Source organism: Candidatus Amarolinea dominans (genome assembly GCA_016719785.1).
In the GTDB taxonomy this organism is placed as follows: Bacteria; Chloroflexota; Anaerolineae; order SSC4; family Amarolineaceae; genus Amarolinea; species Amarolinea dominans.
On sequence record JADJYJ010000003.1, the window covers coordinates 337,851 to 352,367 of the forward strand.

Here is a 14,517-nt window from a genome sequence, read left to right on the forward strand (position 1 = left end):
GCCGGGCGCCTTTGCATCTTGGCGTCTTCGCGTTAAAATATCCCCGCATCAGGAGGATTGTTCATGCCAGATCATCATCGTCCAACCGAATTGCTACCCCGTTCGCTCATTATCGTGCTGACCCTGGCGGTTTCGATCTACCTGATCGAGAAACTGACCACGTTCGTGAGCTCGTTCAGCGGCCTGATCCTGATGGTGGCGCTGGCCTGGCTCCTCTCCTTCGCCCTGCAACCGCTGGTGACCTGGCTGCAGCGCAGGAAGCTCAGCCTGCGCCGCGTCCGGCGCCTGTTGCCGCGGCAACTTGCTGCACGCTTGCCAGAAACTTCTCAACTCCCGTTTGCCCTGGCGGTGGCCATCGTCTATGGAGTGTTGGTGGCCGGCCTGGGCCTGGCGCTGCTGGCCCTGGCGCCGGTGCTGGTTCATCAGCTCGACCAATTGGCGCGTTCGATGCAGACCCAGGCCGGCAATCTGCCGCAGTGGCTGCAGCAGGCCACGGACTGGCTCGATGAGGTGCGCACGCTGCTGATCACCCGCCTGGACCTTGACCCCAACCTGATCGTCTTGCCGCAGCCGGCCGACCTGCTGAACCAGGTACCCCTCGTGGGCGCTAACCTCCTGCAATTTGGGTTGGGGTTGGCCGGCGGTATTGCCACCGCGTTCAGCCAATTCCTGATCATCATCTTCCTGAGTCTGTTTGTCACCCTGGATGGCGGCGCCATTGCGCGCGCCATCTTGAGCGTGCTGCCCAAGCGCTATGAAGACGAGTACCAGATGGCCGCCGAGACGATTGACCGCACGTTTGGCGGCTTCCTGCGCGGTACCGTTCTGCAGGGGCTGATTTTTGGCATCGCTGTCTCCCTGCTGATGTTCCTCCTGCGCATTGACTCGGCCCTGGTCGTTGGTGTAGCCACAGGCCTGGTCGTACTGGTGCCCATCGTCGGCGGCATTGTCGCCACGATCGTGCCGGTACTGGTCGCGGCCCTGCAAGGCTCGCCCAACACGCTCTGGCTCCTGCTGGCGCTGCTCGTTTTCCAGGTCATCCTGTTCAATGTGGTCATGCCGTCCATCTTCAGCGGGTCGCTGCGCATGCCCTCGCTCTTGATCGTCATTTCGCTGATGGTCGGCTCGCAGTTGATGGGCTTCTGGGGCTTCGTCTTCGGCGTCCCGTTGGCCGCGGCCGCCTATTCGATCACCCTGGTCCTGCTGGAGCAAGCGAAACGGCGTCAGGATGTGCTGGATGAAGCGGGAGCGCGGCCGTCTGTTCAACAAGATCTGGAGGAAGAGGAATGAGTCAGTCCTCGCCGCCAGGGTTGATCCTGGCCGGCCGCTGGTCGCACCGCGGCCGCGGGCTTTGGAATCTGATAGCGGCTTTGCTGGCGGTGTCGGCCCGCCGCGCGATCAATGGGCCGCGGGCGCCGGGCTGGACAGCGATATTCGAAGTGATCACGGCGTTCGTGCGCCGGCAAACCGAAATCGCCTTCGATTGTCCTTCGATGGCCGAAGGCCGCGCCTATGAGGATGCGGTGCTGTTCCCGTCGGCCGTGCTGTCGCAGGTGACGATCGAGCCGGTCACGGCGCCGGTCAAGGGGCATTGGTTCACACCCAAAGCCGGGGCGCGCGCCGCGACCCTGCTCTACCTGCACGGCGGCGGCTACGCCTATTACAGCAAGAGCCATGCGAACCTGATCGCGCTGGCCGCGCTGTCGCTGCCGGCCCGCACCTTTGCCCTGGACTACCGCTTGATTCCTGAACATCCCTTCCCGGCCCAGTTGGAGGATGCGGTGGCGGCCTACCGCTGGCTGCTGGACGCCGGCGTCGCGCCGCGCCAGCTCATCCTCATGGGTGATTCGGCCGGCGCCAACCTGACGCTGGCGCTGCTCCTGAAACTGCGCGACCTGGGATGGCCCTTGCCGGCGGGCGCGGTGGCGCTGTGCCCCTGGACCGATGTGGGCAACACGGTTTCGCCGGTTTCTGCGATGGCGCAGAACGACCCCTTCGACTTTCCGCAGAGCCGCATGGTGCTGCGCTGGGCCGGCTGGCTGTGCCGCGAGGCCGATGTGCGCGATCCGCTGGTGTCGCCGATCTACGCGGACTGGCGCGGCCTGCCGCCGGTGTACGTGCAGGCGGGCAAGCTGGAAATCCTGGCCGATCAGATCATCCGCTTCGTCGAGCGGGCGCAGGCGCAGGGCGCAGACATCACATTCGATTGTTGGGAGTCCATGAATCACGATTTCCAGGCGTTCGGCGATCTCTTGCCAGAGAGCATCGAAGCCTGGGAGCGGATCAAACTCTTTGCGGAGCGTATCAGCGAAATCCAGCCTTCAGTTTCTGTCCCTTGAGGTAACTGCTGGGTCTGCCTGGAATTCAGACAGGATTCACAGGATTGACAGGATATTCGAACTCTCGTGGCGGTAGTTTTGCACACCACAGAGCAAGAATCCTGTACATCCTGTTCATCCTGTCCAAATCGGCCTGCAGGGTGAGCAGTTACCAGTTTCGGGCCTTTGGCAAGCCCCGCCAGCGCTATCCCAAGAATCCTCTGCGCCCTTGCGCTCTGGCGTCCTTGCGTTGAGAAGAATCGTCCTGAAAGAAATGCAATTACGCTTGGAATTACCGGGATGCCCGCGCTAGGCGGCCGGCCGCGGCCAGCAGGATGGGTAAACAGGTGCGGGCGACGCGAGGGCCAAACTCGCGCGTTGGCTCGCGGCCGCGGGCCATGCCGGTGGCGTAGTTGGTGACAAAACAGAGCGAGGCGTAGCGCAGGCCCAGTTCGCGCGCCAGCCAGACTTCGGGCGCCAGGGTCATGCCCACCACATCGGCGCCGGCGCGGGCGAAGAGGGCAATTTCGGCCTGCGTCTCCAGCCGCGGGCCTTCGGTGCAGACGTAGGTGACGGGCGCGGCGTGGTGCGTCAGGTCAGCGCCGGCTTCGGCGGGCCGCGCAACGGTCAGCGCGTGGAGGATGGTTTCGCGCAGGCCGGGGTCGAACGGCGGGCCGGCGGTCGGCTGATGCCAGCGGTCGAAGCTGTGAGCGCGGCGGCTGCTCGTCCAATCGAGCAGGTCCGCGGGCACAACCAGGTCGCCCACGGCCAGCGCCGGGTTGATGGCGCCGACGCCGTTCCAACTGAGGATGGCGCGGAAGCCGAGCTGCTGGGCGGCCCACAGGTTGGCGCGGTGATTGACAAAGCCGGCCGAACGCTGCAACTCGCCGACGCCGTGCCGCGAGCTGAAGCCGACGGTCATGCCATCGCGACCGCTCAGCCAGGTAATGGGCGCGGCCGGGCCGAAGGGAGTTTCCGGGGTGAGGCTATCGCCAACCGCGCCAAACTCCGTCAGGTCGAGCCAGTAGGCCGCCGTGCCGCCGTAAATGAGGGTTGTGGGGCGTGAGGGTGAATCAGAAGTCACGCGCGTGCCGCCAAAATATCAAACTTGAGGTCGAATCACGCGAACCAACTTTCCGGCCAGCGGTTCGTTGTCAACAATCGCCTGGTGGATTCGGGCGCCACCTGGTGTCCCGGCCCCGGGGCAAACGGAAGGGCCGGGGGGGGGCGGGGTCGGGCCGCGCGGGCGGGGAAAAAAACGAGGAGAGGGGGGGGGGGCGGCCGCCCCCTCCCCCCGGGGCGAGGGGAAAAGGGGGGGGGGAAAGGAACCCGAGCCGGCCCGCCCGGCGCGGGACCGCGAGCGGGGGGCGGGGCAGAAAAACAAGGCGGGAGAGGCCATATAGACGGCAATTCATTCTCTTGGATGGCACTTTCGACTTCATCGCGGTGAGTCGCCACATACGCCCAGGCATTGATGAGATCGGTTGGCACCAGGGTAGGGTAGTTTTCCAGCAGTTCGGCGTCAGTGGATCCCAGGCGCCGGAAATTCTCCAATGCCCATACCGGTATGCGGGTACGGACAATGCGTGCATCTCCGCCGCAGATGCCGGGCGACTTCTCGATGCCAGGCCATGTTTGGCTCAGATCGAAAATCAGGCGGTAGTACAGGCGCGTTTTTTCCAGGGCATCGAGATGTTTGATCTGGACTTCCAATTCCTGAATTGTCATTCTGGCCTCCAACAACGGCATTGAACTTCGGTTGAGTTGATTATACTACGTTTACGAATCAAAGTCACGCGTTGATGGGCGTGGCGGCCGGGCGTCCATCCGCGTGGACGCAATGCCGGCCGACGTGGCTCGCCACGACCAGGTGGTGGCCCTGGTGACGCGCATGTTGGACCTGCACAAGCAGTTGGCTGCGGAGCAGATCCCCCATGCGAAGACCGTCGTGCAGCGCCAGATCGCGTCCACGGACCGCCAGATTGATGCGCTTGTATACGAACTGTGCGGCTTGACCGACGCAGAGATTGCGGTGGCCGAGGGAGATCATTCATGAAGGCCGTTTGCGTCGTTTGCGCCCCTTGCGCCCCTTGCGTTGAGAGGAATCTCGCTGAACGCCATAGGCGCAAGAGACGCAAGCGTCACCTTGAAAACCCTTTGCGTCCTCGCGCCCTGGCGTCCTTGCGTTGAATAGTATCCTCCCTTTCTATTGAGGCGGATTGTTTGTCTCCGAACCTGAATTCTTGCGCTTCGAGTAATTTTTCCAAACCCAGCCTCCCAGGGCTATAATGAGTGGGACGAGCACCGTGGGAAAGAGCCAATCCCGGTTGTTGCTGATGAACGACTGCACGGAATAGACCGGGTTGACGCGTACATTGATCGTGCGCTCGATGATGTCCAGGTCTCGCTGTTCGTCCGAAAAGCCGGCCAGTTTGACGCGCGCGGTGACGACCAGGATCAGCGCGTGGGTGCCCGACCGTTGAGGGACGACATCCCACGCCCATTGGGTGTAGGTGTCCCCCGCCACGATCTGCTCTTCGGAACTTACTGGGGTAATGTCAAAACTGTCGCTGGTCAGGCGCACCTTCATGAAGCTGGCAACCGGTATCTGCTCGATTCTCGGCGCGCCGCTGCCCTTCAATCCCTCGGTCAGGGACGCGGTCATGTTCTGGGTGATGCGCACCTCCACCCGCTCCCGTTCCCCTTCGGTCATTTCTTCGGGTGGGTTGTACAGGATGCGGCCCGCGGCCAGACGCGAGAATTCGGCCTGCACCATGGCCGCCGGGTCCTGCGGCGGTTGGGGCGTGGCGGGCTGGATTGCGACAGGCGTGGGCGTTGACTGCGCGGGCATTGTACTAATGACGCCGGGGGGTTTGGGTGTGACGCCTGTGTGTCCTCCGTCGGTTGGCGGCGTGGCCTGGCTTGCACACCCGGCCAGCAAGAGACCAATCAGTATCGAAGTGATGATTGTCCAGGGTCGCTGTCTGCTGCTCATCGTTGTCCATCTCCTTGCTCGTCTTGCCCTGCGCGGTAACGGCCAGGAGTCTAACCCCGAAATCACGCCTTGTCAAACGTCGCTTTGGGTGAACAACACGAATAACCGCTCGACGCGTCAGGGGGCAAACCCTGGCCGGTGCGTCGAGCGGCTATCGAATGCGGGGGTCTACATGCCGCCGAAGATGAAAGAGTCCTGCTTGAAGCGATGGTTCGATCGAGTTATTCGCGAATGTCCCACACTTCCTTGACAATCCCGGCTGTGACGTGGGCGACTGCGTCCCTTTTCAGCCCGGTCACCTTGAAAGTGAGCAGCTTGGTGCCGCTGGCGTTGCCGGTGAATTGGCCGAAGGCGACGAAATCGCCGCCCGCTTCGGCGATGGCCCGGGTGATGCGGGCGAGCGCGCCGGGTTGATCTTCGATCAGCGCGGTGACGCGCACGCCGCGCTCGCGCGCGCCCATCAGTTCGAGGAGAATCTTGAACAGATCGGTTTCGGTGATGATGCCGACGATCCGTTCACCCTTCATGACGGGCAGGCCGCCGATTTTGTTGTCGGCCATGATGCGCGCCGCTTCTTCGATCGGCGTGTCTTCTGCCACCGTGATGACTTGCCGGGTCATCACCTCGCCCACGGTCAGTTTGCTGAGCAGGTAGTTCAATTCCCAAACGCTCAGGGATGTGGCGGGCGAGGGTGAGGCGTTCAACAGGTCTTTGTCCGAAATAATTCCGACCATCTTGTCGCCCCTGGTCACCGGGGCGCGGCGGATGCGTTCCTTCTTGAGTAGAGCAAGCGCATCGTGGATGCTCATTTCGGGCGGAATTGTGATGGGGGGGTGCGACATGCGTTCACCAACCAGCATGAGTGCCTCCTGGGCGTCATCAAGAAAAAGGCGCCGGGTTGCGTTCGATTGTTGGGTTTACAGCCCCAAATAGGTAGCGCGGATGTGTTCGTTCCTGGCTAACTGTCGGGCCGGGCCTTCCATCTCGACCTTGCCCTCGGCCAGCACGTAGCCGTAATCGCTGATCGCCAGGGCCATCTGCACGTTCTGTTCGACCAGCAGGACGGTGATGCCGGCGTCGCGCAGTTGGCGCATGCTCTGGAACAGGTTCAGGGTCAGCACCGGCGCCAGGCCGAGAGAAAGCTCGTCCACCATCAACACGACCGGGTCGGCCATGATGCCGCGGCCCACGGCCAGCATCTGCTGCTCGCCGCCGCTCATCGTGCCCGACTTCTGGGCGCGGCGCTCCTGCAGCCGGGGAAACATAGTGTAGACCTTTTCCAGGTTCTGCTTCATCTTGGGGCGCGCGCGGCGGTTGGTCGCGCCCATTTCCAGGTTTTCTTCCACGGTCATGTCGGTGAACAACTGGCGCCCCTCCGGCACCAGGGTCAGCCCCATCTCGGCTTTGACATACGCGGGCAGACGGCTGACATCCTTGCCCTCGAACCAGACCGATCCGCTCCACGGAGGCAGCAGTCCCATGACCGTGCGCAGCATGCTCGTCTTGCCGACGCCGTTGCCGCCCACCAGGCAGGTCAGCTTCTTCTCCTGCAACGAGAGGTTGGCGCCCCACAGGATTTGCACCTGGCCATACCCCGAAACAAGATCGCGGATTTCAAGCAGAGCCATGTTACGCCTCCTCCATCGAACTTTTAGCCATCGAACTTTTAGCCATCGAACTGTCAGCCAGCGAACTGTCAGCCATCAAAGTCTCAGCCAGTCGTGGATCGCCCAGGTAGGCTTCGATCACACGCGGGTTGTTGGCCACCTCGTGCGGCGTTCCTTCCGCAATCTGCGTGCCGTAATCCAGCACGATGATCCGGTCGGAAACGTTCATGACCGCCTTCATCACGTGCTCGATCATGAGGATCGTCACGCCTCGTTCACGAATCTTCAGCACCGTCTGGATCATGCCATCAATTTCGGTGGAGTTGAGGCCGGCCAGCACCTCGTCGAGCAGGAGCAGATACGGTCGTGCGGCCAGCGCCCTTGCCATTTCAAGGCGTTTTTTCTGCGCCACATTGAGGCTGCCGGCCAGTTGATCGGTCCGCGACGCCAGGCCGACAAATTCCAGCACTTCGTCCGCAATCTCGCCGGCGCGAGCGAGTGTATGGTTTTCGTGCCCGAAGCAGGCGCCGGCCATGACGTTTTCGCGCACCGTCAGCTCGTTCAAGGGCCGCACGATCTGGTGCGTGCGGGCCATGCCCATGCGCGCGTGGTCGTAGGGCTTCATGCGCGTCACATCCCGGTCGCGAAAGACGATGCGCCCCTCCTCGGGCGGAAACACGCCGTTGATGGCGTTGAAGAGGGTGGTTTTGCCTGCGCCGTTGGGGCCGAGCAGCCCCATGATCTGGCCTTCCGGCACGTCGAAGGTTACTTTGGTCAGGGCCTGCAAGCCGCCGAACCGTTTGGACACGCCCTGTAGAGAAAGCAGGATGGTCATGCGAGTACCCTCCTCAGGGGCGGAATGCGTTGGATGAGCCAGCCCACTGCGCCGGATGGGATGAAGAGCACGATCATCAGCAGCAGCACGCCGGAGACCGACAACTGAATGTCCTTGAAGATGGGGCTGGTGACGAGGAAGCCGCGCATGCCCTGGTAGGCGAACGCGCCCAGCAGCGGCCCGAACACCGTGCCCTGGCCGCCGAGCATCACCATGACCAGCAGCTCGATGGAAGCATGCAGGGGGAAGGCGTCGTGCGGCTCCACGTTGCCGTTCTTGAAGAAGAACAGCACGCCGATCATGCCGGGCACGATGGCCGACAGGACATAGGCCCAGGTCTTGGCGCGAGGCGTGACGATGCCCATCACCTCCGCGGCGTCTTCGTTCTCGCGAATGGCGAGCAGCCCAAGACCAAATTTGGATGTGCGCACCGCGTAGCTCACGATGATGGCTAACAGGGCCAGGACGACGCCGATGAAGAACGAGGTCTGCAGCGCCTGCGCCGCGCCGCCGTAGGTCCTGTAGACGCTGAAGTTCAGGGTGATGCCTGTGGGGCCGCCGAACAGGGGAAAGTTGCTGATGAAAGCCTTCATGGCCTCGTTGATGCCGATGGTGGCCAGGGCGAAGTACGCGCCGCGCAGGCGCAGAATGGCGGAGCCGAGTAGAAAGGCCAGCACGCCCGCGGCGATTCCACCGGCCACGATCGCGGTGTACAGCGACCAGCCCATGGCGGTCAGGAGGAAGATGCCTACGTAACCGCCAAATCCGTAAAAGACGATGTGCCCGAAGCTGACGTAGCCCGTGTAGCCGAGCAGGATGTTCAGGCTGGATGCCAGCGCAATGGCCTTCAAGATGGTGAAGGCGGTCTCGCGATTGGCGGGCCTGCCTGAGATGATCGGCCAGAGTGTCAATGCGACCACCACGAGCACCGGTACGACCAAGCCACGGTATCTAGGCCAGAGTTTCATTTTTTCGCTCCGATCAGGCCGCCGGGCCGTACCAGGAGGATGACGATGAACAGCCCGAATTCGATCACCGGCACCCAGGACGTTTCGAGGAAGGCCGGAATGACGCCCTCCAGAACGCCGAGGATCAGGCCACCCAATAATGCGCCGATGGGGTTGCCCAGGCCGCCCATCACGCCGATGACGAAGCTCTTGAGTTCGTAGCCGCTGCCGGCCAGGATGCTGAAGGGGAAGAAGGTGGCGATGAGCGCGCCGGAGACGGCTGCCAGCATGGTGCCCAGGCCGAAGCTGAGGGCCAGGATGCGCGTGGAGGGGATGCCCATGAGTTCGGCCGCGGCGCGGTTATTGGCGACGGCGCGGATGAACTTGCCGGGCCGCGTGCGGTACAGGAACAGATACAAGCCGCCGGTGAAGATCAATGTGATCAGCGCCGCGATCAGGCGGGTGCCCAGCAGGGTGGTGGAGCCGATGCTGATGCTGCCGGCGGTGAAGTCCACGTTGTAGGGGGAGGTGGTTAGGGCTGCCGTACCCAGGCCAATGATGATCATGTTGACAGAAAAAGTCGCCAGCAGCGACGACAGGTGGGGCGCGTTGATCACACGATGCACGGCCACGGCGTAGATCAGGACGCCGAGAAGCAATCCCACGATGGCGACCGGGACCAGGCCCACGTATGGATTGATCCCGAGCCGTGAATAGAGGAAGAAGGTGCCGAACATGCCCAGGGCGATGATCGGTCCGTGCGCCAGGTTGATGACATTCATGACCCCCCAGATCAAAGTCAGGCCCATGGCCGCCAACCCATAGACAAATCCCAACAAGATTCCGTCTGGGAGGGAAGACAATAACAGGTTGATTTGGTCCATCTGAGCTCCCGGTCGGTGCAGAGCATGGGCAGGGGTTGCCTGCCCATGCGGATCAATGGTCGAGACTCAGATCAAGGGGCGGGAATCGGGTAGAGGGGTTTGGCAACGGCCACGTCGGCCGGCCAGATCACCATGCGAGCCAGCTTGCCCTCGGCGTTCTTCTGCCACTGGGCAACCACCATCGTGTGGCCGGTCTGCAATCCATGCGCGTTGGGCGAGGTGTCGAACTTGACGCCGCCCCAGAAGGTGAAGATGTCCATCGCTTCCAGGACCGCTTTCACCTTGCCCGCATCGGTCGAGCCGGCGGTTTCGATGGCGCTCTGCAGGACAAGGCCCGCCGCATAGCCGCCGGCCACGTGATAGGTCGGTTTTTCGCCTGTGGCGGCCTGGTAAGCGTCGGCGAATTCCTTGCCGCTCGGCCCGAACCAGGCCTTGCCCATCGCCGCGGCTTCTTCTTTCGTGTGGGTGGCGCTCATCTCCCACTGGCTGGAGGTGGAGACGCCCAGCGCGGCGTCGCCCAGCTCAGGGAACTTGGAGTCGGCCGGGGCCACCAGCAGGGAAGTGAACTTCAGGCCCGCTTTGCGCTCGTAGAGCTGGCGGGCGAAGGTGCTGCCATCAGGATAATGGCCGCCGCCCAGCAGAATGGTGGCTCCGGATTGGACGACCTTGTTGATGACCGGGCCGAAGTCGGTGGTGTCGGACGCGTAGCCCTCTTCCAGGACGATCTCGAAGCCCTGCGCGGTCAGGTACGGCTTGAGGCCGTTCACCACGGCGGTGGAGAACTTGTCATTTTCATGCACAACGGCCACTTTGGCGCCCGCCGCCAGACCCTTGAGCATGTCCACGGTGCTGAGGAGGTACTGGCTGCCGGGCGTGTAGAGTTGATAGAGGCTGGTGTTGCCGGTCTTGTAGGCGTCATCCTCGGCCGCGCCGGCGGTAATCATGATCTTGCCGTTCTGCTCGGCCACGATGGATGCGGCGGCCGTCAGGCCGGACGAGTAGGGACTAATGAGGAAATCGGCGTTGTCTTCGGTCGCCAGGCGGGTGTAAAGTTCCTGGACACGTTCCTTGTTCGATTCGTCGTCGTAGGTCTTGGCGGCGAATTTGACCACCGTACCATCGCTCAGCTTGAGGCCGCCGGCGTCGTTCACCTGCTTCATCCACAGGTTGAAGCCAGCCACCTGTCGCTTGGATGACACTTCCTGCGAGCCGGTCAGCGATGACGTAAAGCCGATGGTCACCGTCTTCTCGGCGGCAGCCGGCTTGGGGGGGGCCTCGGTTGCCTGCGGCGCAGCGGTTGGGGCCGTTTGAGGGGTCGCGGCGGACCCACAGGCCGCCAGCGCGATGCTGACAATCGCCAGCACGGTCAGTAGAACGAACAGTTTACGCTTCATTGGTTGCTCCTCCTTGCAAAGAACTGAAATCGTGAGAGCAGGTTGCAAAAACACTGCTGTTACGTTCTATTCTACAAGGCGAGCACAAAAATAGGGTAAAGAAAGAGGCGGTAAGATAAAAAATACGTAAAAACTCACTCGCCGAACCGATAGCCGACCCCGCGTTCGGTCAGGATGTAGCACGGCTTGAGCGGATCGGGTTCGATGCGCTGGCGCAGGCGGCCCATGTACACCCGCAGGTATTCGACCTCGTTGCCGTACTCAGGCCCCCAGACGCTGCGCAGGATGTCGTGATGCGACAACACTTTGCCTGCATGTCGCATCAGGTGGACCAGCAGATCGAACTCGATGGGCGTCAGGCCTACCGACCGGCCGCGCACAGAGACCTCGTGTCGCGCCAGGTCCACGTTGATCTCCCCGCGGCTGATGCGTTCCCGATTTGGTGAGGGTTCGGCCCATTGGGCGCGGCGCATGACCGCCTTGATGCGGCCCATCAGTTCACCGACGCCGAAGGGTTTGGTCAGGTAATCGTCCGCGCCCAGGTCGAAGGCGCGCACCTTGTCGGTCTCTTCGCCCATGGCGGTCAGAATGATGATAGGCACAGTGGAACTTTCGCGCATCCGTCGCGTGGCCTCCAGGCCGTCCATGTGCGGCATCATGATGTCCAGAATGGCGAGGTCAATGTGTTCATGTTCGAAAATCGCCAGCGCCTCCAGGCCGTTGGCCGCGCAAATGGCCTTATAGCCGCGTGCTTCGAGGTTGCGGCGCACGAAGTCGCGCAGGGACTTTTCGTCGTCAACGACCAACACGGTGATGCTCATCCAGAATCTCCTTTCGCTTGCGCTGCCCCTGGCGCGGCCGCGGAGAATGGAATCGAGAAGGCCAGACAGGCGCCCTTTTCCCGCGTTTCCACCCAGATGCGGCCGCCATGCGCATGAACCAGGCCCTGGCAAATCGCCAGTCCCAGGCCCGCGCCGCCGACCACGCGCGACAGCCGGTCATCCACACGATAGAACATCTCGAAGATGCGCTTGCCCTCTGCGGCCGGAATGCCCGGCCCGTCGTCGCACACGCGGAACAGGCATCTCGCATCCTGCTCCCCAACCTCCACGCGAATTGCCACATCCTCGCCGCCGTACTTGAGCGAGTTTTCGAACAGATTGCGCAGGATGGTCTCCAGCCGCAACGGGTCCGCGTACAGGGCCGGCAGGCCCGGCGCCACCTGCACCTGGAAGCCGGCCTCGCCCGCCCGCACGCGCCGCGCCGCCCGGTGAATCGTCTCCTTGATGTCACATTCGATCCGCTCCAGCTTGATCACCCCAGCGTCGAGCCGTGACAGATCGAGGATGTTGTTGACCAGGTCGCGCAGCCGATCCGCCTCATCGGAGATGATCTTGAGGAATTCGTTCTGCGATTCACGGTCCCACTGCACGTCGTCGGCCAGCAGGGTGGTGGCGTAGCCTTTGATCGCGGCCAGGGGCGTCCGCAGTTCATGGGACACGGTGGAGATCAGGCTGGCGCGCATCCGATCCAACTCGCGATCGGCCGTGATGTCGTGCAGGAGCAGGCCGCGGCCGATCAGGTCGCCGCGCGAATCGGACACGTCGAACGCCTCGAGGCGCAGGTAGATGGTGCGGCCGTCGCCCGGCAGCGAAATTTCCGCATTGCGTTCGCCGCCCGGCTCGTAAATTTCCTGCACGGCCTGGCGTCCGCTTTCGCTTTCGTTGGAGCGGGAGAGAATGCGCGCCAGGATTTGCCCAACCTGCATGCGCGCCAGCTCGTGCGGCCGCAGGTTTGCCAGCGCGCCCACGCGGCGGTTGGCGTAGATGGCCTGACCGGTCAGGTTGCTCAGGATCAGGCCGTCATGCAGCGACTGCACGAGCGCTTCCAGGCGCCGCGTTTGCTCCTCCAACTGCATGTCGCTGCGCTCGTACAGGATGGCGTTCTCGATCGCCATGGTGGCGTGGTTGGCAAAGTTTGCCAGCAGTTGAATTTCATTCCTGGTGAAGATGTGCGGGGTGGGGTGAAAGACCAGCAGGGCGGTGGGCGGCGCGTGCTTGGTTTTGAGCGGCACGGCCAGGAGCGCGCGGTAGCCTTCCGCGCGGGCGCGCGCCCGGCGGATGGTGTAGGAAGGATCGTCCTCGGTGTCGCTCACCTGAATCGGTTCGCCGCTGTGCAGGGCGCGCATGGTGACAGAATCCGGCTCGCTGGGCTGGATGGCTAATTGCTCGGTGAAATGCCGCGACAGGCCGCGGCCGGCGCGAATGCGGAACGAACCCTCCTTTTCGTTCAACTGCATGATGGCGTACATCTGCACCGCCAGCAGGCGGCCCATCTGCTCCAGGATGCGATCGAGCACGGTTTCGACATCGAGCGTGGAGATGACCGCGGCGCTGGTGTCGAGCAGGGTGGCTTGTTCTTTCATGCGCGCCTTGATCGAATCTTCCATCTTCATGACGCTGCGGATCAAATGCCCGATCTGGTCGCTGCGCTCAGCCAGCCTGAGCAGACGCGCACGTTCTTTCGACTGAATGGGCTGATTCAGCCCGATCGCTTCGCTGACCGGCGCCAGCAGTTCGATGGGCCGGATGACGCGGTTGGCAAGCGCCACCCAGAAGAAAAGCCCGATGAGCAGAAACGTGACCGCGGCCACCAGCGCGATCTGCTGCAGGACGATTTGGGTGGCAAAGGCCTCAGCCGTGGGCCGGCTGACCACGACCTCCCAACCGATGGTTTCGATGTGGGTGTGGGTGTAGAGGCGCTCCTCTCCGTCCGGCGAGCGCAGAATTTGCGAATGGGTCTCGCCGGTGAAGCTGTCCAGGTAGTCTCGCGGCAGCAGGTCTGCGGCGGGGTGGAGCAGCAGGGCAGGATCGGGGAAGGCGATGATCTGTCCGGCCGAGTCGAGGATCACCACCTGGAACCCTGTCTCTGACTGATGCTTGGACGCGATGGTCGAAAGCGTTTGGCTCAGGCTTTCCAGGCGGATGTTGGCGCCGACGAGTCCCAGAAAATCGCCAGCGGGCGAGCAGAGCGATTGCACGGCGGTCGCGACCGCCTGGTTGGTGGTGGGTGAGATGCGCCCCTGCGACACCAGCGGCGCGCAGGTTTCCAACGCGCTCTGGAAATAGCCGCGGAAGGAGAAATCGGTGCCGACCGTGGAAGTGGGGTTTTCCGGGTTGTGATACACCATGACGCCGCTGGCATCGAGCCGGTAGACCAGGTTGATGTTGGGGTGCGTGTTCAGAATGGCTTCGAACAGCGGCGCCATCGCGGCCTTGTCCGCGGCGATCACCTCGGGATAGCGGGTCAATCCTGCTACGATACCCAGGGCATTACCGAGCGAGAGATCGGTCCCCTGGGCAATCGCCTGTGCCAGGGCCAGATCGCCGGTCTGCACGTCCGCGCGGATACGCTGCCCCACCAGCCCGTCAAAGATCCACAGCGTCAGCAGGAACGGGATGATCAGCAGAAGGTACAGGGCCAGCAGTTGCAGCCCCAGATCACGGCGGAAACGAAACCAACGAACCATGCCCCTGT

General features: G+C 62.9%; 13 protein-coding genes and 1 pseudogene. 3 read left to right on the forward strand and 11 right to left on the reverse strand.

Features of this window, described 5'->3' with window-relative positions:
• Positions 1-63: 63 nt before the first annotated feature.
• Positions 64-1,290 carry an AI-2E family transporter gene (locus IPM84_04920; protein ID MBK9092112.1) on the forward strand — a complete coding sequence of 409 codons (1,227 nt, stop codon included), beginning with the start codon at positions 64-66 and terminating at the stop codon, positions 1,288-1,290.
• Positions 1,287-2,339 carry an alpha/beta hydrolase gene (locus tag IPM84_04925; protein ID MBK9092113.1) on the forward strand — a complete coding sequence of 351 codons (1,053 nt, stop codon included), beginning with the start codon at positions 1,287-1,289 and terminating at the stop codon, positions 2,337-2,339. The genes IPM84_04920 and IPM84_04925 overlap by 4 nt, the downstream gene beginning before the upstream one ends.
• Positions 2,340-2,610: 271 nt before the next feature.
• On the opposite strand, the gene IPM84_04930 is transcribed toward IPM84_04925, so the two are convergent.
• On the reverse strand, positions 2,611-3,402 hold the full coding sequence (locus IPM84_04930; GenBank protein ID MBK9092114.1) for an MTAP family purine nucleoside phosphorylase: 792 nt from the start codon (positions 3,400-3,402) through the stop codon (positions 2,611-2,613).
• Between the two features lie 326 nt (positions 3,403-3,728).
• Positions 3,729-4,046: pseudogene (locus tag IPM84_04935) on the reverse strand (DUF433 domain-containing protein).
• A gap of 142 nt (positions 4,047-4,188) precedes the next feature.
• Between IPM84_04935 and IPM84_04940 the strand changes: the two are divergent.
• Positions 4,189-4,374: a hypothetical protein gene (locus tag IPM84_04940; GenBank protein MBK9092115.1), complete on the forward strand. Its 186-nt coding sequence runs from the start codon at positions 4,189-4,191 to the stop codon at positions 4,372-4,374.
• Between the two features lie 150 nt (positions 4,375-4,524).
• Here IPM84_04940 and IPM84_04945 read toward each other — a convergent pair whose 3' ends face one another.
• The 9 genes from IPM84_04945 to IPM84_04985 form a co-directional block, all read right to left on the reverse strand.
• The gene (locus IPM84_04945) at positions 4,525-5,313 is read right to left on the reverse strand and encodes a hypothetical protein (GenBank protein ID MBK9092116.1); all 789 of its coding nucleotides are present in this window, start codon (positions 5,311-5,313) and stop codon (positions 4,525-4,527) included.
• Positions 5,314-5,534: 221 nt separating this feature from the next.
• Entirely contained in the window at positions 5,535-6,173 is a 639-nt protein-coding gene (locus IPM84_04950) for a CBS domain-containing protein (GenBank protein MBK9092117.1), read from the reverse strand.
• Positions 6,174-6,230: 57 nt separating this feature from the next.
• On the reverse strand, positions 6,231-6,941 hold the full coding sequence (locus IPM84_04955; GenBank protein MBK9092118.1) for an ABC transporter ATP-binding protein: 711 nt from the start codon (positions 6,939-6,941) through the stop codon (positions 6,231-6,233).
• A gap of 1 nt (position 6,942) precedes the next feature.
• Entirely contained in the window at positions 6,943-7,755 is an 813-nt protein-coding gene (locus tag IPM84_04960) for an ABC transporter ATP-binding protein (protein ID MBK9092119.1), read from the reverse strand.
• The gene (locus tag IPM84_04965; GenBank protein ID MBK9092120.1) at positions 7,752-8,723 is read right to left on the reverse strand and encodes a branched-chain amino acid ABC transporter permease; all 972 of its coding nucleotides are present in this window, start codon (positions 8,721-8,723) and stop codon (positions 7,752-7,754) included. The genes IPM84_04960 and IPM84_04965 overlap by 4 nt, the downstream gene beginning before the upstream one ends.
• Positions 8,720-9,586, reverse strand: coding sequence for a branched-chain amino acid ABC transporter permease (locus IPM84_04970; GenBank protein ID MBK9092121.1), 867 nt, complete (start codon positions 9,584-9,586; stop codon positions 8,720-8,722). Before IPM84_04970 ends, IPM84_04965 begins: the two co-directional genes overlap by 4 nt.
• A 71-nt stretch (positions 9,587-9,657) precedes the next feature.
• Complete coding sequence (locus IPM84_04975) at positions 9,658-10,980, reverse strand: amino acid ABC transporter substrate-binding protein (protein MBK9092122.1); 1,323 nt, start codon at positions 10,978-10,980, stop codon at positions 9,658-9,660.
• A 134-nt stretch (positions 10,981-11,114) separates the two neighbouring features.
• Positions 11,115-11,801 carry a response regulator transcription factor gene (locus IPM84_04980; GenBank protein ID MBK9092123.1) on the reverse strand — a complete coding sequence of 229 codons (687 nt, stop codon included), beginning with the start codon at positions 11,799-11,801 and terminating at the stop codon, positions 11,115-11,117.
• A complete protein-coding gene (locus IPM84_04985) occupies positions 11,798-14,509 on the reverse strand; it encodes a GAF domain-containing protein (GenBank protein MBK9092124.1) in 2,712 nt (903 codons plus the stop codon). Before IPM84_04985 ends, IPM84_04980 begins: the two co-directional genes overlap by 4 nt.
• Positions 14,510-14,517: the final 8 nt, after the last annotated feature.

Bases quoted from the DNA above. Each gene is read 5' to 3' on its own strand.
- IPM84_04920 (MBK9092112.1), top strand. From the start codon at position 64: ATGCCAGATCATCATCGTCCAACCGAATTGCTACCCCGTTCGCTCATT.
- IPM84_04925 (MBK9092113.1), top strand. From the start codon at position 1,287: ATGAGTCAGTCCTCGCCGCCAGGGTTGATCCTGGCCGGCCGCTGGTCG.
- IPM84_04945 (MBK9092116.1), bottom strand. From the start codon at position 5,313: ATGAGCAGCAGACAGCGACCCTGGACAATCATCACTTCGATACTGATT.
- IPM84_04950 (MBK9092117.1), bottom strand. From the start codon at position 6,173: ATGCTGGTTGGTGAACGCATGTCGCACCCCCCCATCACAATTCCGCCC.
- IPM84_04955 (MBK9092118.1), bottom strand. From the start codon at position 6,941: ATGGCTCTGCTTGAAATCCGCGATCTTGTTTCGGGGTATGGCCAGGTG.
- IPM84_04960 (MBK9092119.1), bottom strand. From the start codon at position 7,755: ATGACCATCCTGCTTTCTCTACAGGGCGTGTCCAAACGGTTCGGCGGC.
- IPM84_04965 (MBK9092120.1), bottom strand. From the start codon at position 8,723: ATGAAACTCTGGCCTAGATACCGTGGCTTGGTCGTACCGGTGCTCGTG.
- IPM84_04970 (MBK9092121.1), bottom strand. From the start codon at position 9,586: ATGGACCAAATCAACCTGTTATTGTCTTCCCTCCCAGACGGAATCTTG.
- IPM84_04975 (MBK9092122.1), bottom strand. From the start codon at position 10,980: ATGAAGCGTAAACTGTTCGTTCTACTGACCGTGCTGGCGATTGTCAGC.
- IPM84_04980 (MBK9092123.1), bottom strand. From the start codon at position 11,801: ATGAGCATCACCGTGTTGGTCGTTGACGACGAAAAGTCCCTGCGCGAC.
- IPM84_04985 (MBK9092124.1), bottom strand. From the start codon at position 14,509: ATGGTTCGTTGGTTTCGTTTCCGCCGTGATCTGGGGCTGCAACTGCTG.